Source organism: Kitasatospora sp. NPDC059673 (assembly GCF_042734215.1).
GTDB lineage: Bacteria > Actinomycetota > Actinomycetes > Streptomycetales > Streptomycetaceae > Kitasatospora.
Map to the genome: position 1 here is coordinate 135,607 of NZ_JBHWEN010000019.1, position 26,175 is coordinate 161,781.

At 73.3% G+C, this 26,175-nt stretch carries 28 protein-coding genes; 4 read left to right on the forward strand and 24 right to left on the reverse strand.

The features are described 5' to 3' along the window. The first annotated feature begins 80 nt into the window (after nt 1–80). Nucleotides 81–926 (forward strand): NAD(P)H-binding protein, encoded by an 846-nt coding sequence (locus ACFV18_RS22535; RefSeq protein WP_380485868.1) that lies wholly within the window; start codon nt 81–83, stop codon nt 924–926. Here ACFV18_RS22535 and ACFV18_RS22540 read toward each other — a convergent pair. The 4 genes from ACFV18_RS22540 to ACFV18_RS22555 form a co-directional block, all read right to left on the reverse strand. Next, nucleotides 919–1,878: a hypothetical protein gene (locus tag ACFV18_RS22540; protein WP_380485870.1), complete on the reverse strand. Its 960-nt coding sequence runs from the start codon at nt 1,876–1,878 to the stop codon at nt 919–921. The genes ACFV18_RS22535 and ACFV18_RS22540 overlap by 8 nt on opposite strands. A gap of 2 nt (nt 1,879–1,880) precedes the next feature. Beyond that, nucleotides 1,881–2,783, reverse strand: a complete 903-nt coding sequence (locus ACFV18_RS22545) for a TetR family transcriptional regulator (protein WP_380485871.1) — start codon at nt 2,781–2,783, stop codon at nt 1,881–1,883. A gap of 63 nt (nt 2,784–2,846) precedes the next feature. After that, a complete protein-coding gene (locus ACFV18_RS22550) occupies nt 2,847–3,491 on the reverse strand; it encodes a response regulator (protein WP_380485873.1) in 645 nt (214 codons plus the stop codon). Further along, the gene (locus ACFV18_RS22555) at nt 3,488–4,846 is read right to left on the reverse strand and encodes a sensor histidine kinase (RefSeq protein ID WP_380485875.1); all 1,359 of its coding nucleotides are present in this window, start codon (nt 4,844–4,846) and stop codon (nt 3,488–3,490) included. Before ACFV18_RS22555 ends, ACFV18_RS22550 begins: the two co-directional genes overlap by 4 nt. 178 nt (nt 4,847–5,024) lie before the next feature. Between ACFV18_RS22555 and ACFV18_RS22560 the strand changes: the two genes are divergently transcribed. Further along, a complete protein-coding gene (locus tag ACFV18_RS22560) occupies nt 5,025–6,080 on the forward strand; it encodes an ABC transporter permease (RefSeq protein WP_380485877.1) in 1,056 nt (351 codons plus the stop codon). A gap of 32 nt (nt 6,081–6,112) precedes the next feature. Next, on the forward strand, nt 6,113–6,808 hold the full coding sequence (locus ACFV18_RS22565) for an ABC transporter ATP-binding protein (RefSeq protein ID WP_380485878.1): 696 nt from the start codon (nt 6,113–6,115) through the stop codon (nt 6,806–6,808). 9 nt (nt 6,809–6,817) lie between these two features. On the opposite strand, the gene ACFV18_RS22570 is transcribed toward ACFV18_RS22565, so the two are convergent. After that, nucleotides 6,818–7,507, reverse strand: a complete 690-nt coding sequence (locus tag ACFV18_RS22570) for an ArsR/SmtB family transcription factor (RefSeq protein WP_380485880.1) — start codon at nt 7,505–7,507, stop codon at nt 6,818–6,820. 140 nt (nt 7,508–7,647) lie between these two features. Between ACFV18_RS22570 and ACFV18_RS22575 the strand changes: the two genes are divergently transcribed. Further along, nucleotides 7,648–8,256 carry a flavin reductase family protein gene (locus tag ACFV18_RS22575; RefSeq protein ID WP_380485882.1) on the forward strand — a complete coding sequence of 203 codons (609 nt, stop codon included), beginning with the start codon at nt 7,648–7,650 and terminating at the stop codon, nt 8,254–8,256. Between the two features lie 147 nt (nt 8,257–8,403). Here the strand turns inward: ACFV18_RS22575 and ACFV18_RS22580 are convergent, their stop codons facing one another. From ACFV18_RS22580 to pafA, 19 genes are all read right to left on the reverse strand, one after another. Further along, nucleotides 8,404–9,081, reverse strand: coding sequence for a GntR family transcriptional regulator (locus ACFV18_RS22580; protein ID WP_380485884.1), 678 nt, complete (start codon nt 9,079–9,081; stop codon nt 8,404–8,406). Between the two features lie 49 nt (nt 9,082–9,130). After that, the gene (locus ACFV18_RS22585) at nt 9,131–10,051 is read right to left on the reverse strand and encodes an ornithine cyclodeaminase family protein (RefSeq protein ID WP_380485886.1); all 921 of its coding nucleotides are present in this window, start codon (nt 10,049–10,051) and stop codon (nt 9,131–9,133) included. After that, on the reverse strand, nt 10,048–11,055 hold the full coding sequence (locus ACFV18_RS22590) for a proline racemase family protein (protein ID WP_380485888.1): 1,008 nt from the start codon (nt 11,053–11,055) through the stop codon (nt 10,048–10,050). Before ACFV18_RS22590 ends, ACFV18_RS22585 begins: the two co-directional genes overlap by 4 nt. Before the next feature lie 367 nt (nt 11,056–11,422). Continuing rightward, complete coding sequence (locus tag ACFV18_RS22595) at nt 11,423–12,799, reverse strand: aldehyde dehydrogenase family protein (protein ID WP_380485890.1); 1,377 nt, start codon at nt 12,797–12,799, stop codon at nt 11,423–11,425. A 32-nt stretch (nt 12,800–12,831) separates the two neighbouring features. Further along, a complete protein-coding gene (locus tag ACFV18_RS22600) occupies nt 12,832–13,839 on the reverse strand; it encodes a proline racemase family protein (protein WP_380485892.1) in 1,008 nt (335 codons plus the stop codon). Nucleotides 13,840–13,928: 89 nt separating this feature from the next. Continuing rightward, entirely contained in the window at nt 13,929–14,792 is an 864-nt protein-coding gene (locus tag ACFV18_RS22605; protein WP_380485921.1) for a dihydrodipicolinate synthase family protein, read from the reverse strand. Nucleotides 14,793–14,909: 117 nt separating this feature from the next. Continuing rightward, nucleotides 14,910–16,307, reverse strand: a complete 1,398-nt coding sequence (locus ACFV18_RS22610) for an FAD-dependent oxidoreductase (RefSeq protein WP_380485894.1) — start codon at nt 16,305–16,307, stop codon at nt 14,910–14,912. Next, a complete protein-coding gene (locus ACFV18_RS22615; RefSeq protein ID WP_380485896.1) occupies nt 16,288–16,596 on the reverse strand; it encodes a (2Fe-2S)-binding protein in 309 nt (102 codons plus the stop codon). Before ACFV18_RS22615 ends, ACFV18_RS22610 begins: the two co-directional genes overlap by 20 nt. 49 nt (nt 16,597–16,645) lie before the next feature. Next, the gene (locus tag ACFV18_RS22620) at nt 16,646–17,812 is read right to left on the reverse strand and encodes an NAD(P)/FAD-dependent oxidoreductase (protein ID WP_380485898.1); all 1,167 of its coding nucleotides are present in this window, start codon (nt 17,810–17,812) and stop codon (nt 16,646–16,648) included. A gap of 170 nt (nt 17,813–17,982) precedes the next feature. Beyond that, nucleotides 17,983–18,876, reverse strand: a complete 894-nt coding sequence (gene tatC, locus ACFV18_RS22625) for a twin-arginine translocase subunit TatC (RefSeq protein WP_380485923.1) — start codon at nt 18,874–18,876, stop codon at nt 17,983–17,985. Nucleotides 18,877–18,971: 95 nt separating this feature from the next. Beyond that, complete coding sequence (gene tatA, locus ACFV18_RS22630; protein WP_380485900.1) at nt 18,972–19,238, reverse strand: Sec-independent protein translocase subunit TatA; 267 nt, start codon at nt 19,236–19,238, stop codon at nt 18,972–18,974. Nucleotides 19,239–19,399: 161 nt separating this feature from the next. Beyond that, nucleotides 19,400–19,555, reverse strand: a complete 156-nt coding sequence (locus ACFV18_RS22635; protein ID WP_380485902.1) for a hypothetical protein — start codon at nt 19,553–19,555, stop codon at nt 19,400–19,402. Between the two features lie 16 nt (nt 19,556–19,571). After that, on the reverse strand, nt 19,572–19,802 hold the full coding sequence (locus ACFV18_RS22640; protein ID WP_380485904.1) for a hypothetical protein: 231 nt from the start codon (nt 19,800–19,802) through the stop codon (nt 19,572–19,574). A 5-nt stretch (nt 19,803–19,807) separates the two neighbouring features. Next, a complete protein-coding gene (locus ACFV18_RS22645; protein ID WP_380485906.1) occupies nt 19,808–20,764 on the reverse strand; it encodes a helix-turn-helix transcriptional regulator in 957 nt (318 codons plus the stop codon). Next, nucleotides 20,761–21,735 carry a helix-turn-helix transcriptional regulator gene (locus ACFV18_RS22650; RefSeq protein ID WP_380485907.1) on the reverse strand — a complete coding sequence of 325 codons (975 nt, stop codon included), beginning with the start codon at nt 21,733–21,735 and terminating at the stop codon, nt 20,761–20,763. Before ACFV18_RS22650 ends, ACFV18_RS22645 begins: the two co-directional genes overlap by 4 nt. Nucleotides 21,736–21,851: 116 nt before the next feature. Further along, a complete protein-coding gene (locus ACFV18_RS22655; RefSeq protein WP_189273557.1) occupies nt 21,852–22,223 on the reverse strand; it encodes an FKBP-type peptidyl-prolyl cis-trans isomerase in 372 nt (123 codons plus the stop codon). Nucleotides 22,224–22,283: 60 nt separating this feature from the next. Then, nucleotides 22,284–23,558 (reverse strand): FKBP-type peptidyl-prolyl cis-trans isomerase, encoded by a 1,275-nt coding sequence (locus ACFV18_RS22660; RefSeq protein WP_380485909.1) that lies wholly within the window; start codon nt 23,556–23,558, stop codon nt 22,284–22,286. A 114-nt stretch (nt 23,559–23,672) separates the two neighbouring features. After that, nucleotides 23,673–24,659, reverse strand: coding sequence for an FKBP-type peptidyl-prolyl cis-trans isomerase (locus ACFV18_RS22665; RefSeq protein ID WP_380485911.1), 987 nt, complete (start codon nt 24,657–24,659; stop codon nt 23,673–23,675). Between the two features lie 72 nt (nt 24,660–24,731). Then, complete coding sequence (gene pafA / locus ACFV18_RS22670; RefSeq protein WP_380485913.1) at nt 24,732–26,093, reverse strand: Pup--protein ligase; 1,362 nt, start codon at nt 26,091–26,093, stop codon at nt 24,732–24,734. Nucleotides 26,094–26,175: the final 82 nt, after the last annotated feature.

Here is a 26,175-nt window from a genome sequence, read left to right on the forward strand (position 1 = left end):
CGGCCTTGTTAGCGTCCTCCCACCGCCTGAACGCACCAACCGGGCGGCTTCAACCACCCCAAAAGCCACGGGAGTTGTTCATGATCGTAGTGACGGGCGCGACCGGCAACGTGGGCGGTTCGCTGGTGCGGATCCTCGCGGCGGCCGGCGCACGGACGACCGCGACCTCCCGGAACGTCTCGACGGCGGACGTGCCGGAGCAGGTCGCGCACCTCCGCGCGGACCTCGCCGATCCGGAGAGCCTGCGGCCCGTGTTCGACGGCGCCGACGCGCTGTTCCTGCAGAACGGCGGGCCGAGCGCCCACCTGCTGAACCCGGCCGACATCCTCGACGCCGCAAAGGCCGCCGGCATCAGCCGGATCGTCCTGCTGTCCTCCCTGGGCGTGGTGACCCGTCCCGAGTCGCAGTCGCACGGGGCAACGGGCCTCGCCTTCGAGGATGCGGTGCGGCGGTCGGGGCTGGCGTGGACGATCCTGCGGCCGGGCGGCTTCCACTCCAACGCGTACGCCTGGGCCGAGTCGGTCCGCACCCAGCGGACCGTCGCCGCGCCGTTCGCCGACGTCGCCCTGCCCTCCGTCGATCCGGACGACATCGCCGAGGTGGCGGCGACCGCCCTCCTCGAACACGGCCACGACGGCGAGATCTACCAACTGACCGGCCCGGAAGCCATCACCCCCCGCCAGCAGGCCGAGGCACTCGCCGACGCACTCGGCGAACCGGTGCGCTTCGTCGAACTGACCCCGGCCGAGGCACGCGCCCACCTGCTCCGATTCATGCCGGAGCCGGTCGCCGCGACCACCCTGAGCATCCTCGGCGACCCCACCCCGGCCGAACGACGCATCAGCCCGGACGTCGAACGCATCCTCGGCCACGCCCCGCGCACCTTCGCCGCCTGGGCGCAGCGGCACCTCACCGCGTTCAAGTGACCTTTCCGTCAGCGCCCCCGTATCGCCCCGCCATCGCCCCGAACACCTGCTTGCGCTCCCACCCACCGTCGCCGTCCAGGGTGCGCACCACCCCGTACGAGCCGAGGTCGCGCGGGCCGGGCTTGTGGTAGGAGGCGAAGGTGAACCAGAACGCGGCCCCGACGCCCTCCTCCTCGAAGACGTCGAGCAGTTCGCCAAGACAGCGGACCTGTTCGCTCTCGTCGGGGACGGCGCCGGGCGGCACCTGCCAGGCCATGCCGCCGAGGTCGGCGGCGCCCCGGTAGGCGCAGGTGCCGAACTCGGTGACAGCGACGGGTTTGCCGTGGGCGCGGGCGGCCCGCAGCTGCTCGCGGAAGTCGGCGGCGTTCTGCGCGGAGCGGTACGCGTCGAGGCCGACCAGGTCGAACGGGGTCCAGTCGACGGGCTCCCACGGTCCGGCCGCGTAGCCGACGGGGCCGGCGAACTCCTGCCGGACGATGGTCGCGGCCTCGGCGAGGAAGGCGTTGAGCCGTTCCGGGACGGGGCCGAGCGAGAGCCACCAGTCCAGGTCGGCGGTGGTCATGGCGTGCAGCCGGTCGAGGTGGGTGGCGCCGGGCAGGAACCCTTCGGCGAACACACTGAGTTCGCCGCCTGCGACGAACACCACCCGGGCGCCGGAGCGACGCAAGGCCTCTGCGCGTCGGGCGCAGTCCGCGAACAGCGGCAGCAACCCGGCGGGCGGCAGGTCGGCGGGGAACGGCGAGTACCAGACCTCCAGTCCGGCGTCGGCGGCGAACCGCGCGGCCACATCGAGCCGTTCGGGGTCGCCACCGGTGATCCGGACGGCGTCGCAGTGCAGCTCGTCGGCGATCACCGACAGGTCGCGGCGGACCTGCGCGTGGTCGAAGCGGCGGCGGGTGAGACGTTCGCCGGTGAACGTTCCGGTGTCGTAGGTGATGCCGAGGGTACGCACGGTCAGTACCCCTCCGCCCGCCCGCAGCCGCTCTCCGTCTGCCCCTCCGCCCCGCCGAGACCACCCTCCACCAGCCCGCCCGCCCCGCCGAGGCCGCTCTCCGCCCCGCCGAGACCACCCCCCGCCAGCCCGCTCGCCCCGCCAAGGCCACTCTCCAGCCGCCCCTCCGCCCCGCCGAGGCCGCTCTCCGCCAGCCCGCTCGCCCCGCCGAAGCCGCTCTCCGCCAGCCCGCTCGCCCCGCCGAAGCCGCCTTCCGTCTGCCCCTCCACCCGACCACAGCCACTCTCCGCCCCGCCGAGGCCACGCTCCAGCAGGTCGAAGGCGAGTTCAAGGTCCGCGACAAGGACCCGACCGGCCTCCTCCGCCCTCGCGCCGGCCTCCTCCGCCCTCGCGCCGGCCACCAGCCGGGCGAAGTGGCGTTCCTGCAGGACGGCCAGCGAGGCAGCGATCTGGGCGGCCATCAGCGCGCCCGCCGTCTCGCCGCACTCCTCGGCCAGGACGTCGGCGAGTGCCTGCCGCTGCCGGTAGCGCAGGCTGTCGGCGGCGGCGCGCAGCGTGGGGCTGGCCTGGATCACCCGGACGCGGGTGAGCAGCGCGGGCAGGTCGGCGGCGGCGACGGGGCCGGCGGCCAGGTCGCGGTGGTGGGCGCGCAGGGCGGCGAGGGCGCTCTGCCCGTCGGGGCGGTCGGCGACGATCGTGGCCAGGTCGTCACCGGCGACGCCGTCGAGGACCAGCGACTCCTTGGTGGGGAAGTAGGCGAACAGGGTCGCCCGCGCCACCTCGGCCGCCTGGGCGATCTCGCCCATCGTCACGTCCTCGAAGCCGCGTTCGCCGAACAGGCGCAGGGCCTGCTCGGCGATCCGGCGTCCGGTCCGTTCCTTCTTGAATTCCCGTAGTCCGACCATCCGCTCAGCATATCCAGACCGGGTACAAAATCATACCCAGTCCAAAAAGCCAAAGCGCCGGGCTCAGCGATCCACCGGCCGGATCAGCCCGGCCGCCAGCCCCGCCGCGACGGCCGAGGTGCGCGAGTCGACGCCGAGCTTCTCGTAGACGTGGACCAGATGCGTCTTGACGGTGGCCTCACTGATGAACAGCCGCTTGGAGATCTGCCGGTTGGGGAGGCCCTCGGCGAGCAGCTGGAGGATCTCGGCCTCACGCGGGGAGAGCGTGGGGCGCCCGGCCCGGACCCGGCCGAGCAGGCGGGCGGCGACCGGCGGGGCGAGGACGGTCTCGCCGCGCGCGGTGGCGTGGATGGCGGCGACGAGCTCCTCGGGCGGGGCGTCCTTGAGCAGGTAGCCGGTGGCGCCGGCTTCGACGGCGGCGAGGATGTCGGCGTCGGTGGAGTAGGTGGTGAGGACGAGGACGGCGGGCGGGTCGGGCAGCGCGGTGATCCGGCGGGTGGCCTCGACGCCGTGCATGCCCGCGCCCATCTGGAGGTCCATCAGGACGACGTGCGGGCGCTGCCCGGCCGGCAGTGCGGCGAGCAGGTCGAGCGCGGCGGCCCCGTCCGCGGCCTCGCCGACGGCGGTGACGTCGGGCAGCTCGTCGACCATCGCGCGCAGGCCGCGCCGCACCACGGGGTGGTCGTCCACCACCAGCACCCGGATCATCGCCGCACCCCCACCAGCCGCGTCCCCGCCGGTCGCACGCGCTGCGCGGTGCCCGGCGGCGACGGCCAGGGTCGGTCCGGCGGTGCTTCGCCCGGGGCCGGTTCACCCGCCGGCGGCTCTTCGACCGGACCCCCCGGCGGGTCGATCGCGCGCAGCGGCAGGGTCGCGGCGACGGCGGTGCCTTCCCCGGGCGTGGACTCGACGGTGAGTGTGCCACCGAGCGCGGCGATGCGTTCGTGCATTCCGTGCAGGCCGAAGGAGCCGGGGGCGGGTGCGGTGGCGGGGTCGAAGCCGGTGCCGTCGTCGAAGACGTCGAGGGTGACGGTGTCGTCGAGGTAGCCGAGGGTGACGGCGATGTGCTGGGCGGCGGAGTGCCGGACGGCGTTGGCGAGGGCTTCCTGGGTGAGGCGCAGCAGGGCGACCTCGGCTTCGACGGGCAGGGGGTAGGGCTCGCCGTCGAGGTGGAAGGCGGCGTCGGCTCCGTCGGCGAGGCGGCGCAGCGCGTCGGCGAGGGTGGTGTCGTCGAGCGCGGGCGGGGTGAGGGCGTGGACGAAGCGGCGGGCCTCGGCGAGGTTCGCGGAGGCGGTCCGTTCGATGTCGCCCAGCAGCGTGGCGGCGTCCGAGGGTGTGTGCGGCAGTGCGGCGGCGCTCTCGCGGGCCATCAGCACGATGCCGGACAGGCCCTGGGCGAGGGTGTCGTGGATCTCCCGGGCCAGGCGCTGGCGTTCGGCGAGGCGCCCGGCTTCGCGCTGGCTGTCGGCGAGTTCGTCGCGGGTGCGGACCAGGTCGTCGATGAGCTGTTGGCGGGCCCGGCTCTCCCGGTAGAGGGCGGCGTAGCCGTAGGCGGTGAGCAGGGCGACGACGACGCCGGCGAGCGGGCCGAGCACCTTGGCGGTGGTGAGCCCGCCGGGGGTGGTGGCCTGTGCGGCGATCACGGCGCCGGTCAGGGCGGCGACGGCGGGCAGCGCCAACCGCACGGGCAGGACGTGCAGGCAGACGAAGTACAGCGGGAACGCGAGGTAGCTGAACTCGGGGTGGTGAAGGGTGAGTTCGATCCACAGCAGGGCGACCACGAGCAGCCAGGCGGCGCCGAGGGCGCGGGACTCGCGAATCTGCCGCATCAAACCGCCCGCGGCGTACGCGGCGGCGAGTGCCCCGGCGCAGGCCCAGCCGGCCACGCCGAGTTCGCCGTTGGCGGCGGCGCGGATCAGCAGCACGACGAGCAGCGTGAAGAACAGGCCGTGCACGGCGAGGTTGGCCAGCCGCAGCGCGGGCGTCGGGCCGACGGGTGAGCGGTGCGGTTCGGTGCGCGGCTCGGTGCGCGGCGTGGACGGGGAGGGTTCGGTACGGGGCACGCTGTCCGAGGGTACGGGGCGCCGGCGGCCGGTCGGTACGGCGCGGCATCAACCTTTCGATGGATTTTCGGCTGCACCGCTCGGACGGTGCGTACTCCGCCCATCTCGCCGATGGCAGGGCGGGCGAAAAACGCGAAGGTGGAGTGGTCTCGTCCAGTGTCCTTTCGGAAGGTTTCCCGTGTTCGTCGCATTGCGTGACATCCGTTTCGCCAAGGGGCGGTTCGCCCTGATGGGTGCGGTGGTCACTCTGATCACGACCCTGGTGGTGTTCCTCTACGGCCTTACCGGCGGCCTCTCGTCGGCGGCGTCCTCGACGATCGCCGAACTGCCCGTGGACGGCGTGGTGTTCGGCGCGCCGGCCGGCGCGGAGCCGGAGGTGTCATTCGCCTCCAGCACGGTGACGGCCGACCAGCAGGCGAAGGTCGCCGCGGCCCCGGGCACCCGGGACGCGCACTCGCTGGGCGTGGCGATGACGCGGCTGACGGCCCCCGACGGCGCAGCCTCGGTGAGCGTGCTGGGCACCGATGCGGCGCTGCTGCCGCCGGTGTCGTCCGGTGCGGCGCCCAAGGACGGCGAGGTCGCCGTCGGCTCCGACGTCGCGAAGCAGTACCACCTGTCCCCCGGCAGCCAGGTCACCCTGGGCGCGGAGAGGCTGACGGTCAGCGCGGTCACCGCGGAGCGTTCGCTGTCGCACGCGCCGAGCGTGTGGACCACCCCGACGACGTGGCAGCAGGTCTCCGGCCAGAAGCAGCCGACCGCGATCGCGGTGCACGGCACCCCGAAGGACCTGCCCACCGACCTGAAGGCGGTCTCCCGGAGCGACGCACTCGCGGGCATCAACGGGTACTCGGCGGAGCGGGGCAGCCTGCTGATGATCCAGGGCTTCCTGTTCGCGGTCAGCGCCCTGGTGATCGGCGCGTTCTTCACGGTGTGGACGGTGCAGCGCCGCCCCGACATCGCGGTGCTCAAGGCCGTCGGCGCCTCCAGCGGCTACCTGGTGCGCGACGCCCTCGCCCAGGCCGCGGCCGTACTGGTGGCGGGTTCGCTGCTCGGCGGGGCGATCGGCGCGATCGGCGGGGCGATCGCCTCGGCGGCGGTGCCGTTCGACGTGGGCGTGCTCACGGTGGCGGTGCCGGTCGGCGCGATGGTGGTGCTCGGCCTGCTGGGCGCGGCTCTCGCAGTGCGCCGGATCACCGCCGTGGACCCGCTCGCCGCGCTGGGCGCCAACCGATGACCGTCGTACCTCTCTTCCCGAAGGACCTAGCCATGACCACCACTGCCGTCCGCACCGGCCTCGCGCTGAGCGGCGTCACCCTCACCTACCCGGACGGCGAGAGCCGGCTGACGGCCCTGAACAACGTCGAGCTGTCCGTCGCCCCGGGCGAGTTCGCGGCCATCGTGGGCCCGTCGGGCTGCGGCAAGTCCAGCCTGCTGGCAGTCGCCGCGACGCTCCAGCGCCCCGACACGGGGCAGGTGCTGATCGACGGTGTGGACGCGGGCGCGCTCAGCGACAAGGAACGCACGTCGCTGCGCCGCGAGCGCCTGGGCATCGTCTTCCAGCAGTCGAACCTGCTGGCCTCGCTGACCGCCGTGGAGCAGCTCCTGGTCCTCGAATCCGTCCGCGGCCGCCGCCCGGCCGCGGCCCGGCAGCGCGCCGAGGACCTGCTGGAGTCGGTGGGCCTGGCGGGCCCGAAGCAACAGCGCCGCCCGCACCAGCTGTCCGGCGGCGAGCGCCAGCGGGTGAACATCGCCCGTGCCCTGTTCGGCGACCCCTCCGTTCTCCTGGTCGACGAGCCCACCTCCGCCCTCGACCACGAACGCGGCGCCCAGGTCGTCGACCTCCTCGCCGAGGTCACCCGCACCCACAACACGGCCACCGTCATGGTCACCCACGACCGCGACCTGCTGAGCCGCACCGACCGGGTCCTGGAGATGCAGGACGGCCGCCTGACGACCCGCTGAGGCCGCGGCTCACCACCGCACGCCGAGCAGGTCGCGCAGCGCCCGCTCCCCCGCCGCCGTCACCCGCACCGCCCGGCTGTCCGGCCGCTGCTCCACCCAGCCCGCCGTCAGCGCGTGCGCGCACAGCGCGGCGCCGACGGCGCCGGCCAGGTGCGGGCGGCGTTCCGTGAAGTCGAGGCAGGCGCGGACGGCGGCGCGGCGGGCGGGGGCGACGGTGATGGCCGCCGCGGCGAGCCAGTCGGTGCCGGCGGGTGTGAGGGCGAGGCCGTGCCGGTCGTCCAGCAGGCCACGGGTGGTCATCGCCTCGGTGACGGTGACGCCGAGCGCCCCGGCCAGGTGGTCGTAGCAGGTGCGAGCGCGGGCGAGTTCGGCGTCCCGGCGGGCGGCGCGCAGCGAGGTCGCGGCGGGCGGCGGTCCGCCGGTGAACTGGGCGAGTACTTCGACGAGTTCGGCGGCGGTGGGCCCGGCGAGCCGCAGGTAGCGGTGGCGGCCCTGGCGTTCCTCGGCGAGCAGCCCGGCGGCGACCAGCCGGTTGAGGTGGCCGGTGGCGGTGGGGGCGGCGACCTTCGCGTGCCGGGCGAGTTCGCCGGCCGTCCAGGCCCGCCCGTCCAGCAGGGCGAGGCAGATCGCGGCCCTGGTCGGGTCGGCGAGCAGGGCCGCGGTGTCGGCGAGCCGGCGGGCGCTGAGCAGGGAGTCCACCCGTCCATGGTGCCGCGCGGACGCTTCGGCGGTGGCCGAAGGGTGCCGGGCCTACGGTCGGCGGCATGCACAACGAACCGAACCACCCGCCACTGGCACACCGCGTGAACGAACCGAACCACCCGCCACGGGCGCACCGCGTGAACGAACCGAACCACCTGCCGCTGGCGCACCGCGTGGTGGAACCGCACATCCTGTACTTCGGCACGCCGGTGGTGCTGCTGAGCACGGTCGACGCCGACGGCGCGGTCAACCTGGCGCCGATCTCCTCCGCCTGGGCGCTGGACCGCACCGTGGTCCTGGGCCTCGGGCCCGACGGGCAGACCTCCCGCAACCTCGCCGCCCGCCCCGAACTGGTGGTCAACGTCCCCGGCCCGGGGCTGTGGCGGCAGGTGGAGTCGCTCGGTGACACCACCGGGCGGGCGGACGCGGCGCACTTCGTCCGCGACAAGTTCGCCCACGCGGGGCTGACCGCGCAGCCGGCCGAGCTGGTGGCGCCGCCCCGGGTCGCCGAGTGCCCGCTCCAGTTGGAGGCCGAGGTGGCGGACCTGCGAGCGGACACCACGGGGGAGTTCCTGGTGGCGGAGGTGCGGGTGCTGCGGGTGCACGCGGCCGAGTCGATCACCGTGCCGGGCACCGACTACGTGGAGCCGGCCGCGTGGAGCCCGCTGGTGTACAACTTCCGGCACTACTTCGGGCTGGGCGCGGAGCTCGGCCACTCCTCGCGCAGCCGCACGCCCCGCACCTGAAGGCCGGCCAGTCGCATGCCCTGCGGCCGACGGCTGGCCAGCCGCACGCTCCGCACCTGGCGGCCGGTCAACCGTACGCCCCGCACCTGACAGCCGTCAGCCGCAGGGGCTCCCGCCGCCGACAGCCGTTCAGCCGCCGACAGCCGTTCAGCCGCCGGCCTGGTCCCCGGCCGCCCACAGGTGGCGGATGTGGCCGAGGTGCCGGGTCATGCACTCCTCGGCGGCCTTGGCGTCGCCGGTGAGCAGCACGTCCAGCAGTTCCAGGTGTTCCTCGGCGGAGGTGACCAGTTCGCCGCCCTGGTCGAGCCGGTTGAGGCCGTACAGGCGCGAGCGCTTGCGCAGGTCGCCGACGGTCTCCACCAGGCGGGCGTTGCCCGCGAGGGCCAGCAGGTCGAGGTGGAACTTGCGGTCGGCCTCCAGGTAGCCGATCAGGTCGTGCTTGCGGGCGGCCGCGACGATCGCCGCGGCCTGCGGGCGCAGCGCCTCCAACTGCTCGGCGGTGGCGGTGCGGGCGACCTGGCCCACCGTCGGGACTTCGATCAGTGCGCGGATCTCGGTGAACTCGTCGAGGTCGCGCTCGCTGAGTTCGGTGACCCGGAAGCCCTTGTTGCGGACGGCCTCGACCAGGCCCTCGCGGGCCAGGTCGAGCATCGCCTCCCGGACGGGGGTGGCGGAGACCCCGAAGTCGGTGGCCAGCGCGGGCGCGGAGTAGACCACGCCGGGGCGCAGTTCACCGGAGATCAGGGCGGCACGCAGGGCGTGGGCGACCTGGTCGCGCAGCCGCTCCTGGACGGAGATGAGGTTGCGGGGCTTCAGGTCGGACATGGCGGTTCCTCCGGGGTCAGCAGAGCCCCATTGTACAATGTCACGTTGCTCACAGTGAACGCTTTGATCCGCTTTCACCTGACCCCGTGAGCTCGTACTGGGCCGCCGCCACCGCCAGATCCTGCCAGGCCATGCCGACGCTCTTGAAGAACCTCGGCCGATCATGGCGGACAACTGCCGCCCCGGCCAGCAGTTCCGACAGATTGACCAGCCTTTCCTCTGCCGCCTGGGCCATCAGCAGGTCCCCCGCCTCCCGCCGGGCCACCGCCCGCGCCTCCACGAACAGATCGGCGCGGCCCACCAGTTGGGCATCCACCTCGCGCGCGTCCGGCTCGTGCGAACCGACCGCCGCGACCGCCGCCCCGTCCGGCACCAGCCGCCCGTCGAACAGTGGGGTCCGCGCCGTGGTGCAGCACACCACCACGTCCGCCTTCGCCACCGCCTCCGGACCGCCGGCCGCCGCTTCCAGCCCCAACTCGGCGGCGTACCGCACCAGTTGAGCCGCCGCATCGGGCCGGCGGGCCACCACCGTCACCCGCTCCAACGGCAGCACCGCACGCAACGCCGCCACATGCCCGAACGCCTGCGGGCCCGCACCGAACACCACCAGGTGCGCGACGTCCGGCCCGGCCAGCGCGCGCAGCGCGAGCGCCGTGACGGCGGGCGTGCGCAACGAGGTGAGGGCCGCACCGTCCAGCAGGGCCAGCGGTTGCAGGGTCGGCCCGTCCAGCAGCAGGTAACTGCCGGTGATCCGCGGCAGCCCGGCCGCCGGGTTCGCGGGCGCCACCCCGGCGACCTTCACCCCGGCGTACGCACGGGTGGCGGCGGGCATCAGCAGCAACTCCCCGGCCGGCACCGGCACCGCGGACCGCTGCGGGCAGCCCTCGACGTCCAGCCCGTCCAGCAGCGTGCGCTCCAGCGCCTCGACGGCCGCCCGGTGATCGAGCGTCAACTCCAGCGTCGGCCTCACAGCAGGAACCCCGCGCCGAGAGTGTCGTCACTGTCCAGCACGAACCGGTGCTCACCGGTACGGTGCGCCGCACCCGTCACCTCGGTGACCACGCCGTCCGGCCCCTGCCCGCGGACCCGGCCGGTGAACACCGTGCCGATGATCGAGTCGTGCCGCAGCGTCTGCTCCGGCCGCAGCGCCCCTTCGTCGGCGAGCAGCGCCAGCCGCGCGGAGGTACCGGACCCGCAGGGCGAGCGGTCGATCTGGCCGTCCGCGAACACCGTGACGTTCCGCTGATGCGGTCCCGACGGCGTGTCGGGCAGCTCGTCGTACAGGATGACGCCGTAGACGCCGTCCCGGTCCTCCGCCAGCGCCGGATGCCCCTCCAGCGCGGCCCTGACCTCCCGCCCGGCAGCGGTCAGTTCGGCCAGCCGCTCAGGGACGACGGACAGCCCGAACGCGGCAGCCGGCAGCGAGGCGTACACCGCACCGGAATGCGCCAGATCGACCGTCACCGTCCCACCGAAGACATTCAACTCGGCCTTCCGCGCCAGCACCCGGGTCGGCACATTGCGGAACGTCACAGCAGTGGTCCGCCCACCGCGCCGGTGCACCGTCGCACTCACCCGGCCCGACGGCACATCGATCCGCACCAGCGCCGTCCCGTCGTCCGGCGCCGCCACCCGACCGGTGTCCACCGCCCACGCGCCGAGCGCCATCGTCCCGTGCCCGCACGCCGTCGAATACCCGTCCTTGTGCCAGAAAAGCACCCCGAAGTGCGCCTCCCCGTCGTCCGCCGGAACCACGAACCCGCCGTACATCCCCGCGTGGCCCCGCGGCTCCCGCGTCAGCAACCGGCGCACATCGTCCAACGCCCCCCGCCTCGGCGACGTCGCCGTGCCCCCTGCCCCAATGGCAATCGCCCGCCGCTCGGCGACGCTGTCCCCGGGCACCGGCGGCAGCCCACCGGTGACGATCCGGAACGGTTCACCGGCGGTGTGATAGTCGGTGGTGGTGATGTTCATCAGTACTCCACGACAAAAAGCACGCTGACAACGGACAAAACAACAAACGCCCAAGCGGACGCCACACCAGCCCCCTCACGGCGGCGGACCGGGCGGGGCGCGCAGCCGCCGCAGGCACCCCGGCCACCCGGCGCCCGGCGGGGGGCGCGCGGCTCCCGCACAGAGCCACCCGCCCACCCACCACCGGCCGCACCGACTGCCCGGCACGGACACCCGCCCGCCGGCCGCCACAACCAACGCCGGCGTCCAACCGCACCACGCCGCCCCGGCCCGGACGCCCGTCCGCCGCGCGCCCGTGGGCCACCCGGCGCCCGCATCGCCCACCCGCCGGAGGCCCCTCGCGCGCCAGCCGAACGCCGCCGCCTTGCTACTCCCCGGCCGGCAGCACACTCACCGTCCGCGAGGCGGTGTAGAAGTCCAGCGCCGCCCGCCCCTGCTCCCGTGACCCGTACGACGCCGCCTTCGCCCCGCCGAACGGAAGGTGGAAGTCCACCCCGCTCGACGGCGCGTTGATCCGGATCATGCCCGCGTCGAGCCGATCCGCCGCGGCCAGCGCAACGTCCAGGCTCCGCGAGTGGACGGACGTCGACAGGCTGTGCCGGGTCCCGTTGGCCAGCGCGATCGCCTCGTCCAGATCGGCGGCGGCCAGCAGCACCGCCACCGGCCCGAAGAACTCCTCACTCGCCAGCGGGTGTTCGGCCGGCACGTCCGCCAGCAGTGTCGGCTCCAGGTACCACCCGTCCCGCTCCGCCCGGGCCCCGCCGGCCAGCACCTTCGCACCATCGGCCCGCGCACCGTCGATCGCGTCGGTGAGCCGCTCCAGCGCCTGCCGGTTGATCACCGGCCCGCACACCGCGGACGCCATCGCCGGGTCAGCGGCGGTAACCTGCGCCAGCGCCTTCGAGAGCGCCTCCGCGAACGGCTCGTACGCGTCACCGACAGCGATCACCCGGCTGGTCGCGGTGCACTTCTGCCCCGCGTACCCGGCGATCGCGGACGCGATCTGCGCGGCCGCCTGCCCGAAGTCGGCATCCGGAAGCACCAGCGCGGCGTTCAGCCCGCCCATCTCCGCCTGCACGGGAACGCCCCGGCCGGCCGCCGCCGCAACCACCTGCCGCCCGACGGCGGTCGAACCGGTGAACGACACCACGTCCGTCCCGGCGACCAGCGCCGCGCCCTCCTCGCCGCCGCCGGGGACGACCGTCAGCACGCCGTCCGGCAGGCCGGCCAGCTCGGCGAGGCGCAGCGCGCAGGCGGTCGCCTCGGGGGCGGGCTTGAGCACCACAGTGTTGCCGACGGCCAGCGCGGGCGCGGCCTTCCAGGTCGGGATCGCCAGCGGGAAGTTCCACGGCGTCACCAGGCCCGCGACGCCGTACGGCCGGCGCCGCGTCAGCAGCAGGCCCTGCCCGGCGGCCGGTTCGTGCACCTCGCCGGACGCGGCGAACGGCGCCTGCGCGTAGTAGCGCCAGATCGCGACCGTCCGCGCCACCTCGCCGCGCGCCTCCGCGACCGGCTTGCCGACCTCGCGCACCGTCAGCGCGACCAGCTCGTCGGCGGCCGCCTCCACCGCCGCCGCGGCCTTCCCGAGCGCTGCCGAGCGCCCGGCCGCACCGAGCGCCCACCACTCCCGCTGGGCGGCCCGCGCCCGCGCGATGGACGCCTCAACTCCCTCCGCCCCTGCCGCAGTTACCGAGACAACCAGATCACCGGGGTCGGCAGGGTTGTACGAGTCGATGGTGCTCACAGGCACATACCTTTCACTCAAGCCAAAAACGTCTACAGCAGGAACCCGGCCGGGAACGGATCCGTCGGGTCGAGGAAGTACTGCGCCGTCCCGGTCACCCAGGCGCGGCCGGTGACGGTCGGCACCACGGCGGGCAGGCCGGCCACCGTGGTCTCCTCCACCAGACGACCCACGAACGTGGTACCCAGAAAAGAGTCGTTGCGGAAGTCCGCCCCGATCGCCAGCTCGCCGCGCGCGTGCAGCTGCGCCATCCGCGCGGAGGTGCCCGTCCCGCACGGGGAGCGGTCGAACCAGCCGGGGTGGATGGCCATCGCGTGCCGGGAGTGGACGGCGTCGGAGCCGGGGGCGAGCAGCTGGACGTGGTGGCAGCTGTGGATGTTCGGGTCCTCGGGGTGCACGGGGCGGTGCTCGGGGGAGGCGTTGATGGCGTCCATCATGGCGAGCCCGGCGGCCAGGATCTCGTCCTTGCGCTCCCGTTCGAACGGGAGCCCGAACTGCTCCAGCGGCAGGATCGCGTAGTAGTTGCCGCCGTACGCCAGGTCGTACGTCACCGTGCCGTACCCGGGCACGTCGAGCTTGCGGTCGAGCGCCACCGAGTACGAGGCCACGTTCCGGATGGTGACGCCCACGGCCGCGCCGCCCTCGACCCGGACCTCGGCGACCACCAGACCGGCGGGGGTGTCGAGCCGGACCGTGGTGACAGGCTCGACCACCGGAACCATGCCGGTCTCGACCAGCACGGTGGCGACACCGATGGTTCCGTGTCCGCACATCGGCAGCAGGCCGGACACCTCGATGTACAGCACCCCGAAGTCGGCGTCCGGCCGGGTGGGCGGCTGCAGGACCGCGCCGCTCATCGCGGCGTGGCCGCGCGGCTCGTACATCAGCAGGGTGCGGAAGTGGTCCAGGTGCTGCTGGAAGTGGGCGCGCCGCTCGGCCATGGTGGCGCCGGGGATGGTGCCGAAGCCGCCGGTGATCACCCGGGTGGGCATGCCCTCGGTGTGCGAGTCGACGGCGTGGAAGACGTGACGGGTCCGCATCGCGGGGTTCCCTCCTGACGGGTGGTGGTCCGGTCCGGACCGGGCAGTCGCCGATCCGGACCGGTGCTTCATCTCCTGCTGGACCTGGCCTACTTGTGGCCCTCGGCGAGCACCTTCTCGGTCGCGGCGCGCACGGCGGCCTCGATCTCGGGGCGCAGCGGCAGGCGCGGGGCGCGGGTGGGTCCGCCGGTGCGGCCGGCGATGTCCATCGAGAGCTTGATCGCCTGGACGAACTCGGTCTTGGAGTCCCAGCGCAGCAGCGAGTGCAGCGACTTGTAGAGCGGCAGCGCGGTGGCCAGGTCGCCGGCGACGGCGGCGTGGTACAGCTCGGCGCTGGTGGCGGGCAGCGCGTTGGGGTAGCCGGCGATCCAGCCGACCGCGCCGGCGATGGCGAGTTCCAGCAGGACGTCGTCGGCGCCGATCAGCAGGTCGAGGCCGGGGGCGAGTTCGGCGATCTCGTAGGCGCGGCGGACGTCGCCGGAGAACTCCTTGACGGCGACGATGTGCCCGGCCGAGTGCAGGTCGGCGAGCAGCGCGGGGACGAGGTCGACCTTGGTGTCGATCGGGTTGTTGTAGGCGACGATCGGCACGCCGGCGGCGGCGACCTCGGCGTAGTGGGCGCGCACGGCGTCGTGGTCGGCGCGGTAGGCGTTCGGCGGGAGCAGCAGCACGGAGCCGGCGCCGGCCTCGGCGGCCTGCTCGGCCCAGCGGCGGGACTCGGCGCTGCCGTAGGCGGCGACGCCGGGCATCACGCGGGAGCCGTCCCCGGCGGCTTCGACGGCGGTGGTGACGACCTTGGCGCGCTCTTCGGGGGTGAGGGTCTGGTACTCGCCGAGCGAGCCGTTGGGGACGACGCCGTCGCAGCCGTTGTCGATCAGCCAGCGGACGTGGTCGGCGTAGGCGTCGTAGTCCACGCTGCCGTCCTCGTGGAACGGCAGGGTGGTGGCGACCATGATGCCGCGCCAGGGGCGGGCGGGGTCGTGGGCGGTGCGAGTCACGGGGATCTCCCTCGATATGATGTGTGACATTTTACAAATCCTCGACGAGGGCGCAAGACCCCCGCCGGAGCTCTACTCCGACAGTTCCGACGTCCCGTCCTGCTGCGCCAGCTGGGCCAGCGGAACGGGACAGGACAGCGGCCGGCTGTCGGGCCGCCCGAGCGGCCCGCCGGACAGGCAGGCCACGGCGGTCCCGCACATCCGGCCCTGGCACCAGCCCATGCCGGCCCGGGTGAGCAGTTTGACGGTCCGCGCATCGGCGGCGCCGAGTTCGGTGACGGCCTCCCGGACGGCCCGCGCCGGTACTTCCTCGCACCGGCAGACGTCGGTGTCGTCGGTCACCCAGCCGGTCCAGTCCGGCCCGGGCGCGTGCGCGGCGGCCATCAGCGCGGCAAACTCCCGCCGCCGCCGACGAGTCCTCAACTCCCGTGCGGGAGCGGGCTTTCCGGCCACCGAGTGGGCGGCGAGCACCCCCTCGGCGAGCGCCAGGTCCGCGCCGCCGACGCCGCAGGTCTCCCCCGCCGCCCACAGCCCGGGCACGCTGGTGCGCTGCTGGGCGTCCACCCGCAGCGCGGCGGTGTGGTCGGCGGTGGTGACGGTGTCCGCGCCGAGTTCGACGGCCAGCTCGATCTGCGGCACCAGGCCGTGCCCGACCGCCAGCGCATCGCACGCGATCCGCCGCTCGGTGCCGGGCACCGGCCGCCAGCGGGCGTCCAGCCGGGCCACGGTGACGCCGGTGACCCGGTCGGTGCCGTGCGCCTCGACCACGGCGGCCCGACGGCGCAGCCGCACCCCGTGCCGCAGCAGCCGGGCCGCGTGGTCGGCGCCCTCCACGAGCTTGGCCGGGTTGCCCGCCAGCACGGGCAGCCCCCGCGCATAGCCGAGGTAGGCCGTCGCCTCCACGATCGCGGGAATCCGCGCCCCGGCCGCCGCCAGCGAGGACGCGGCCGCCAGCAGCAGCGGCCCACTGCCCGCCACCACGACCCGCCGCCCCGGCAGCACCAGCCCCGACTTCAGCATCGCCTGCGCCCCACCGGCGGTCACCACACCGGGCAAGGTCCAACCGGGGAACGGCAGTTGACGCTCGTACGCGCCCGTGGCCAGCAGCAGGGAACGCGCCCGGACGGTGTCCCGGTCGCCGCCCTCCGGCCCCCGGGTCGTGTGCAGGGTCCACCCGTCCCCGCCCCGCTCGACGGCCCACACGTGATGTCCGGCCAGGTGCTCGACCGACGGGGCCGCCGCCAGCCGCTCACGCAGCCCCGCGAACGTCTCCCACCCGTGATGCAGCTTCTCCGGCCGCGCCGCCCCGAGCTCGGGCGCGGGATGCCGGTAGTACTGCCCGCCGAGCCGCGCCCCCGCGTCCACCAGCGCCACCCGCAGCCCGAACCCGGCAGCCGCATCAGCGGCCGCCAGCCCGGCCGGGCCGGCACCGATCACCGCGAGGTCGTACTCAGACCGCGAGTTCACCACGACCGTGCCCTTCCTGCGTGCTCACCACGTCGCCGTCCTCGGCGGTCACCAGACACAGCCGCTGATTCGGACGCCCGTTGACGGTCGCCAGACAGTCGAAGCACTGCCCGATCCCGCAGAACGCCCCGCGCGGCCGTCCGCCCACCCGCGTCCGCCGCCACGCCATCACACCGTCCGCCCACAGGGCCGCCGCCAGGGTCTGCCCGGGCAACGCCGTCACCGCCCGCCCGTCGAACAGCACCACCCGCGCCGCCCCGGGCTCAGCACCCACCAGATCAACCGGATCCACGTTCACACCTCCCAGCCAACACCGAACACCCGCAACCCCACCGCCGGCACTACTGCTCCCCCGTATCCGCGCCCGCATCCTCGAACCGCTCGGGACGGAACGGCGCCATCTCGAACTCGGGCGCGGCACCCACCAGTTGGCGACTGATCAGCAGCCCGGTCGCCGGCGCCAGCCCGATCCCCGCGCCCTCGTGACCGCACGCGTGGTACAGCCCGGGCACCCTCGCGTCCTCGCCGATCGCCGGCAGGTGGTCGGGCAGGTACGGCCGAAATCCCCGGTACGCCCGCTGCACGGCAACCGTCCGCAGCACCGGGAACAGCGCCATCGCCTGCGCGGCCAGCCGCCGCAGCACCTCGGGGCTGAGCGTGCGGTCGAACCCGACCCGCTCCCGGCTGGCACCGATCAGCACCGGCCCCGCCGGAGTGCCCTCGACCACCGCCGAGGACTGCAGGTCCGCCGACCCGGAGGCGACGTCCGCCACGTAGTCGGCGGCATACACCTTGCGGCGCACCACTCGCGGCAGCGGCTCGGTCACCAGCACGAAGCCGCGCCGCGGCAGCACCGGCAACCGCACCCCGGCCAGCTCCGCCACCGCACCACCCCAGGTACCGGCCGCGTTGACCACCGCGGGCGCGGCCAGCTCCCGCCGCTCGGTGACCACACCGGCGATCGCCCCACCCGGGCCACGCCGCAGCGCGGTGACGGCCTCGCCGAGGTAACGGTCGGCACCGGAGGCCCGCAACAGGTGGGCCGCCGCCAGCGCGGGCTGCACCTGCGCGTCCTGCGGGTACAGCACACCGCCGGGCAGACCCTCGGCGAGGTGCGGCTCCAGCTCGCGCAGCGCCTGCGCATCGACGGGGACGGCCTCCACCCGGACCGCCCGCTGCTCCTCGGCGAAGCGGTGCAGGGCATCCAGCCCGGCGGGCGCGGAGGCGACCACCAGGCCGCCCTTGGGCTCGTACTCGACCCGGTCGCCGAACTCCTCCGCGAGCTCTCGCCACAGACCTGAGGAGAGCAGCGCGAGGTCGAGTTCGGGCCCGGGCTCCTTGTCGGAGACCAGCAGGTTGCCCTCACCGGCGCCCGTGGTACCGCCGGCCACCGGCCCGCGGTCGACCACGGCGACCCGCAGCCCGGCCCGGGCCGCGTAGTAGGCACACGCGGCACCGACCACACCGGCGCCGACCACCACAACGTCGTAGGGGTTTCGCTTCAGCACGTCAGTAATATGTCACATGTTCAGAATCACCGACAAGCCCCCCACCAGCCCGAACCCGCTCGCCCACCCGCTGAGGCGCGCAGCGAATCCCATGCGGACCCCCGCTCCCCAGAACGCCGAACGGCCCCGAACCGTCAGGTCCGGGGCCGCCCGCGCTCAGCGCTCGCGCGTCAGGTGATGTCGTCGATCTGGTCGTGGCGCGCGGCCGGCACCGGCGCCGAGGCCTGCACCGGCTCGGCGGCACCCACCGCCTCCGCGTCCGCGACGCCCTCCACGGTCAGGTCGACCACGGAGGCCTCCTCGTCGTCCAGCAGCGCGTCGGGGTTGCGGGCCAGCCTGCGCTTGTCGTTGAGCAGCGCGAACCCGGCCGCCATGAAGTACAGCAGCCAGATCGGCGCGGCCAGCGCCAGCATCGACAGCGGTTCGGCGGACGGGGTGGCGAAGGCCGCGAACACCGTGATGCCCATCACGAAGCCCCGCCACCAGCCCATCAGCCGCTTGCCGGAGAGCACCCCGACCACGTTCAGCATCACCAGGAACAGCGGCAGTTCGAAGCCCAGACCGAAGACCAGCACCATGCGGGTGATCAGGTCGAGGTAGGTCTCCACCGGCACGATCGGCTTGACGCCGTCCGCGACGAAGCTGATCAGCATCATCGCGGTGGTCGGCATGACCACGTACGCGAGCACCGCGCCGGCCAGGAACAGCGGGGTGCCGAGCGCCAGGAACGACATCGAGTAGCGCTTCTCGTGCCGGTGCAGGCCCGGCGCCACGAACCTCCACAGCTGGTACAGCCACACCGGGGTGGCGGCCACCACACCGGCCGTGAGGCTGACCTTCAGCGCGATGGTGAACGGCGTGGCCAGGCCGATGGTGGAGACCTCCACGCAGTGCTTCAGACCGCCCGGCAACGACCCGTCCGGGTTGCACGCCGGCAGCGGCTTGATCAGGAAGTCGATCAGGTCCCTGTGGAAGAACGCCGCGACGATCGTGAACACGATGATCGCCAGCAGTGACTTGACCAGCCGGTTGCGCAGCTCGCGCAGATGGTCGGCGAGCGCCATCCGCCCCTCAGGGTCCTTGGGCGCTTTGGTCGTCTTGCTCAACCCGGTCCTCGAATCGTGCGCTCGTCGGTGGTGGTCGGAAAGTGCGGGCCGGCTCAGGCGACCCGGTCGGTACGGGAGGCGCCGGGGGCGCCCGGAGCGGCCTTGACCACCCGCTCCGGCTCGGCGGCGGCAGCCGGGGAGCCGGCCGTCGGGCCCTGCGCCCCGGCCGCGAACTCGCCGCGCAGTGCCTTGCCCTCGCTCTTGAGGATCCGCAGCGACCGCCCGAGCCCCCGCGCCACGTCGGGCAGCCGCTTGCCGCCGAACAGCAGCACGGCGAACACCGCAACGATCAGCAGCGAGGCGGGTGACAGAATCCGCATCGGAGCACCGCCTTCCTTGTCCGGGAGGTCCGGGAGGTCCGGGAGGTCCGGAGGTCCGGGAGGTCAGGGAGGCAGGGCTCCCCCTGCGCGATGGTAGCCGCTCGGGGTGTCGCGGCGGGAACCCGGTCCCCAACGATCAGTGACCGGGCCCACCCGAACCGTCAGTCCCGGTCCGCGGCCCGCTGCAGGGCGGCCACCGCCCCGTCCACCTCCCGCGTCAGCGCCCGCGCGTCCAGCCAGAGCCGCACGGCGAGCACGCCGAGCACCAGCAGTCCGGCGGTGGACAGCAGGACGGCTCCGACCAGGGTCCAGTTCATGTGCGTGCGGCCTTTCCTATCCGTCCACCGGCAGCAGCCGCATGGTGTGCACGCCGGCTGCGGTGAGCGCGGCGACGATCCGCTCCCCGGCGATCTTGCGGACGGACGCTCCGCAGGCCGGGCAGGTGAAGCTGTAGAAGGTGCGTTCCTTGCTCGCCCCGAGCGCCAGCCGGAACTCGGGTGCCGGGAGTTCGACCTTCTCCCGGCACTGCGAGCAGTACACCTTGAATCTGGTGCCCTCGGTCACGTGGTTCAGACCTGTCCGTCCCGGTAGTGCTCCAGCGCGGCCAGCGCGGCGGTGCGGGCCTGTTCGGCGAGCTGCGGCGGCTTGGTGATCCGGCCGTCCCGGCCGAGCCGCAGGGCGAGGGTGCGCAGGCCGGACGGTTCGGCGGAGCGCAGGGTGATCCGCAGGCCGCCGTCGGGGAGTTCCTCGGCGCTGTCGTGGGTGTAGTACTCGGCGACCCAGCGGCCGCCGGGACCGACCTCGACCACCACCTCGGGGTCGTCGGCGCCGGGCGCGACCAGGCCGGCGGACAGGTCGCGGGGCTGCATCCGGGGCGGGTTGGCGGGCTCCTCGAGGACCTTGATCTCGGCGATCCGGTCGAGCCTGAAGGTGCGGCGGTCCTCGGAGGTGCGGCACCAGCCTTCCAGGTAGGTGTGGCCCTCGGTGACCAGGCGGATCGGGTCGACCTCGCGCTCGGTGAGCTCGCCGCGGCCGTGCGACCAGTAGCGCAGCCAGATCAGCCGGCCCTCGCTGAGCGCCCGGTCGATGTCGGCGAAGACGGTGCCCTCGGCCTCGAAGGTGACGCCGATCCGGGCGGCGGACTCGGCGCTCTCGCCGGCCGCGTCCTCGATCTTGGCCACGGCCCGGGTCAGCGCCTGCCGGTCGCGCTCACGCAGTCCGGGCAGGCCGGCCACCGCCCGGGCGGCGACCAGCAGCGCGGTGGCCTCGTCGGCGGCCAGCCGCAGCGGCTGGGCGACGTCGTCCACGTTGTGCCACCAGATCCGCTCGCCGTCGGTGTCGATGTCGAGCAGGTCGCCGCCGCGGAAGGACGTCCCGCACATCGGCAGCACGTTCAGGTCGCCGATCAGTTCGCGCTCGGTGATCCCGAACGCCCGCGCCACCTCGGCGACCTCGGCCCCGGGGCGTTCGCGCAGGTAGGTGACCAGCGACAGCATCCGCCGCGTCTGGTCGATCGCGTTACTCATGCCTGAACCTCCGCGAGACCGGCGACGGCGCGCAGCCGGTCGATGACGTCGGCCCGCAGGTCCTCGGGGCCGATCACGATGACGTCGGGGCCGTACTCGGCCAGGTCGGCGCCCAGGCCGTTGCCGTACGGGATGTCCAGCTCGTCCCAGTCGGCGTCCACCGGCCGGGTGTCCAGGGCGCGCTGGCGCAGCGGGTAGGCCGCGCCCCGCCGGATCCGCACCACGGCCACGGCGGTCGCGCCCTCCCCGGCGAACCGGGCGACCACGGCACGCACATCGACGTGCTCGGGAACCTCGCCGGTGAACGCCCCGGCCCGGGAGCGGACCTTGCCGGTGATCCGGGACAGCCGGAACACCCGGGCGGAGCCGCGGTCGCGGTCCCAGCCTGCCAGGTACCAGTGGCCGCGCCAGCACTCCAGCGCCCACGGCTCGACCGAGCGCGGCTCGGCGACGGCGGCGCCGGCCTTGCGGTAGTCGAAGGTGACGGGACGCCGGTCGCGGGCGGCGGTGAGCAGCGGCTCGAACGCGGCCTCCCGGCCGGGGATCCGCGGCTCCAGCGCGCCGTGCTCGCGCTCCTCGGCGAACGGGACGCCGGCGGCCCGCAGCTTCTGCAGGGCACCGCTGGCCGCGCCGGACATCTTGGCCTGCTGCCAGACCCGGGCGGCGAGGGCGAGCGCGGCGGCCTCCTCGGCGTCCAGGGCGATCTCGGGGAGGCGGTTGCGGTCACGGCGGGCGAGGTATCCCACTTCGCCGTCGAGCGCGTTCTCGTCCACATCGATGATCAGTCCGAGTTCGCGCAGGTCGTCCTTGTCGCGCTCGAACATCCGGTTGAAGGCGTCCTCGGAGCCCTGCTGCCAGGCTTCCCGGTACGCCTCGACGGATTCGCGCAGCTCTTTCTTGGAGAGCGGACGCCGGGTGTTCATCAGGCACAGGGCGAGGTTCATCAGCCGCTCTGCCTTGGCGATCGCCATCGCTGACCTTTCCTCCGTTCGGGGGTGACCCGCCGACCGTACCGGTACGGACACGCTCCGCGAAAGCCGAACCCCCGGCTGCGTGCGCGGCCGGGGGTTCGGTGGTGCGTCCGAGGTCAGACGCCCAGCAGGTCCACCACGAAGATCAGGGTGGAGCCGGCCGGGATCAGCGGGCTCGGGGACTGGTTGCCGTACGCCAGGTGCGGCGGGATGACCAGCTCGCGGCGGCCGCCGACGCGCATGCCCTCGACGCCCTGGTCCCAGCCCTTGATGACGCGGCCCTTGCCGAGCGGGAAGCGGAAGGTCTGGCCGCGGTTCCAGGAGGCGTCGAACTCCTCGCCGGAGGCGAAGGTGACACCGACGTAGTGGACCTCGACGTTCGCGCCGGCCTTGGCCTCGGCGCCGTCGCCGACCACGATGTCGCGGATCTGGAGCTCGGTCGGGGCGTCGCCGCCCGGGAAGTCGATCTCCGGCTTGGTCAGGCTCACTGTTGCTCTTCTCGTTCGGTTGCGTGAACGCTGCTCATCCTAGACAAAAGCGGCGGCCGGTCAGTCCTCGCCGCCGACGCCGGCGTCCAGGATGTCGATCACGAACACCAGCGTGGAGTTCGCCGGAATGCCGTTGCTGGCCTGGTCCTTGTAGGCCAGCGAGGCGGGGATGACCAGTTCGATGCGGCTGCCGATGGTCTGGCCGACGACGCCCTTGTCCCAGCCCTCGATGACGCTGCCGGCGCCGGTGGCGAAGGTGAACGCCTGGCCGCGGTCGAGCGAGGAGTCGAACTTCTTGCCGTCCTTGTACAGCGCGCCGGTGTACTGGACGACGACCTTCTCGCCGCTCTCGACCTTGCGGCCCTTGCCCTTGATCAGGACGTGCGACTTCAGCTCGGTCGGGTCGGCGGCGCCGGGGACGGGCGTGATGTCGAACGGCTTCTTGCCGTTGTCCTTGACCTGCGGCATGTCGGCCGGCGGCGGGGTCATCTCGCCGGTGAGCACCGCGTCGGGCGCGGTGGCCTGCCGGATGTCGAGCACGAAGACCAGGCTGTCGGTGGCACCGATGCCGAGCTGGGTGTTGCCCTGGGAACCGAACGCGGCGGCGGGCGGGGCGACCACCAGCACCCGGCTGCCGGCCTTGTGCCCGGCGACGGCCTTGTCCAGGGCGGGGATCAGCTTGCCGGCCTCGGCCTGGTACAGCTGCGGCTTGCCGGCCTTCTCGCCGTACGAGCCGGGGATCTCCTTGCCGGTGTTCCAGTCCATCGCGGTGTAGTCGACGGACACCCAGTTGCCCTTTTCGACCTTGGGGCCGGTGCCCGCGGACAGCTCCTTGACCACGAAGGTGCCGTCCGGCTTGTCCTCCGGCACGGTGATGGTCGCCTTGGTGCCGAAGTCACCGGTGACCGTGGGGAGCGCCTTGGCGCTGTCCTTGATCGGCGGCACCGGCTCCTGGCTGGGCGTGTCGCTGGCGGCGGGCTTCGCCGCGTCCGACTTGCCGGCCGGCTTGTCGTCGCTCTTGTTGACCTGGTACATGGTGATCGCGGAGCCGATCAGCAGCACCGCGAGCACCGTGCCGAGGATCGCGCCGAGGCGGCCGGAGCTGCCCGGGTCCTCGTCGTAGCCGGCCTCGGACCGGTCGGCCTTGCGCTGGGTGGAGGCGAACACCTGCGGCGCCTCGGCGGCCTTGCCCTCCGCGCCCGGCGCCGAGGGCGACGGCGGGGCCCAGCCGGCCTGGGTCAGCATCTCGGCGGGAACCACGATCGATTCGCGGTCTCCCGGCCGGCGCTGCCCGGTGTTGTCGGCCTCGCCCGGGCTCGACGGCTTCTCAGACATGACTCCCCAATTCATCTCGCCCGACGACGCATGTACCACTGGTGCGGGGCAGCAGTATGTCAGGTCGGAATGAGAGCCGGTCAGTCCGGTCCTGGCCCCGCTGTCAGGTGGTGATCAGACAGCTTCCAGGATGTCGATCACGAACACCAGGGTGGAGTTCGCCGGGATCGCGCCGCTGGCCTTGTCGCCGTAGCCCAGCGACGGCGGGACGACCAGCATCACCCGGCTGCCGACGGTCTTGCCGACCAGGCCCTGGTCCCAGCCCTTGATCAGGCTGCCGGTGCCGACCTGCAGCGCCTGCGCCCCGCCGTGGCTCCACGAGGAGTCGAACTGCTTGCCGTCGGCCCAGGTCACGCCGGTGTACTGGACCACCAGGGTCTGACCGGACTTCACCTCCGGGCCGGTGCCCTTGATCAGCACGTACTGCTGCAGATCGGCGGGCGGCTGCTCACCGGCCGGGATGGTGATGGTGGGCGCGGCCTTGCCGTTGTCCTTGACCTGCGGCGCGTTCGCGGGCGGCTCGGTGACCTGCCCGGAGACGGTGGCGTCCTGCGGCACCGACTGCATGATGTCCAGCACGAACACCACGGTGTCGTCCTTGCCGACGCCGAGCGCCGTCGATCCCTGGGTGCCGAACCCGGCGGCCGGCGGGGCCACCACCACCAGCCGGCTGCCGACCTTCTTGCCCTCCACACTGACGTCGAACGCCGGCACCAGCTGCCCGCTGCCCGCCTGGTACAGCTGCGGCTTGCCGCCGGAGTCGTAGGAGCTGGTCAGATCCTTGCCGCTGGTCCAGTCCTTGGCGGTGTAGTTGACGGTCACCCAGTCGTTCTTGTTGACGGTCGCCCCGGTGCCCTCGGTCTCGGTGCTCACCACGAACTGCCCGCTCGGCTGGCCGGCGGGCAGCGTGATCGTCGCCTTCGAACCGAACTCCCCGCTGATCGTGGGCATCGGCGAGGCGGACGCCACCGGGCTCGGCACCTCCACCGGGGAGGCGGCCGCGGAGGGCGTCGCCCCCGAGGTCTTGCCGGAGTCACTGCCGCACGCGGTCAGCAGCACGGCGGCGAGGGGAACGGAGAGCAGGCAGGCGATTCGACGCATGAAGCCAGCGTATGGCCCGATTCGTCCGGTCCGTCGGAGGCACTCGGGCGCGCCCCCGACGGACCGTCAACGTCACATTCCGGCGATCAGCTTCTCCACCCGCTCGTCCACCGACCGGAACGGGTCCTTGCACAGCACGGTGCGCTGCGCCTGGTCGTTCAGCTTCAGGTGCACCCAGTCGACGGTGAAGTCGCGGCGCTGCTCCTGGGCGCGCCGGATGAAGTCGCCGCGCAGCCGGGCCCGGGTGGTCTGCGGGGGCACCGACTTGCCCTGGAAGGTCTTGAGGTCGGTGGTGACGCGCTGCGCCTGGCCGTTCTTCTGCAGCAGGTAGAACAGGCCGCGGCGGCGGTGGATGTCATGGTAGGCGAGGTCGATCTGGGCGACCCGCGGGTTGGACATGGTCATCTGGTGCTTGGCGCGGTACTTCTCGATCAGCTGGTACTTCATGATCCAGTCGATCTCGGTGCCGACCTTGCCGAGGTCCTCGCTGCGCACCGCGTCCAGGGTGCGGCCCCACAGGTCCAGGACGCGGGCCACGGTGCCCTCGTTGAGGCCCTTGCGGTCGGCGAACTCCAGCGCTTTGGTGTAGTACTCCTCCTGGATCTCCAGGGCGCTGGCCTCCCGGCCGTTGGCGAGCCGGACCTGGTGGGTGCCCGTCAGATCGTGGCTGACCTCGCGGATCGCCCGGATCGGGTTCTCCAGCGTCAGGTCCCGCATCACCACGCCGGCCTCGATCAGCCGCAGCACCAGGTCGGTGGCGCCGACCTTGAGCAGTGTGGTGGTCTCCGACATGTTGGAGTCGCCGACGATGACGTGCAGGCGGCGGTAGCGCTCGGCGTCGGCGTGCGGCTCGTCGCGGGTGTTGATGATCGGGCGGGAGCGGGTGGTGGCGGAGCTGACGCCTTCCCAGATGTGCTCGGCGCGCTGGCTGACGCAGTAGACGGCGCCGCGCGGGGTCTGCAGGACCTTGCCGGCGCCGCAGATCAGCTGGCGGGTCACCAGGAACGGGATCAGCACGTCCGCCAGCCGGGAGAACTCGCCGTGCCGGGCGACCAGGTAGTTCTCGTGGCAGCCGTAGGAGTTCCCGGCGGAGTCGGTGTTGTTCTTGAACAGGTAGACGTCGCCGGCGATGCCTTCCTCGTGCAGCCGCCGCTCGGCGTCCACCAGCAGCCCTTCGAGGATCCGCTCGCCGGACTTGTCGTGGGTGACCAGCTCGACCACGTCGTCGCACTCGGGGGTCGCGTACTCGGGGTGGGAACCGACGTCGAGGTAGAGGCGGGCGCCGTTCTTCAGGAAGACGTTGCTGCTGCGGCCCCAGGAGACGACACGGCGGAAGAGGTAGCGGGCGACTTCGTCCGGCGACAGGCGGCGCTGGCCGCGGAAGGTGCAGGTGACGCCGTACTCGTTCTCGAGCCCGAAAATTCGGCGGTCCATATGGCGACTCTTCTCTGTGGGAAGCTCCGTGAAACCCCTCGGTGCGGTGATGGATCGGCAGGCGGCCCGCCCGGCAGGGGGG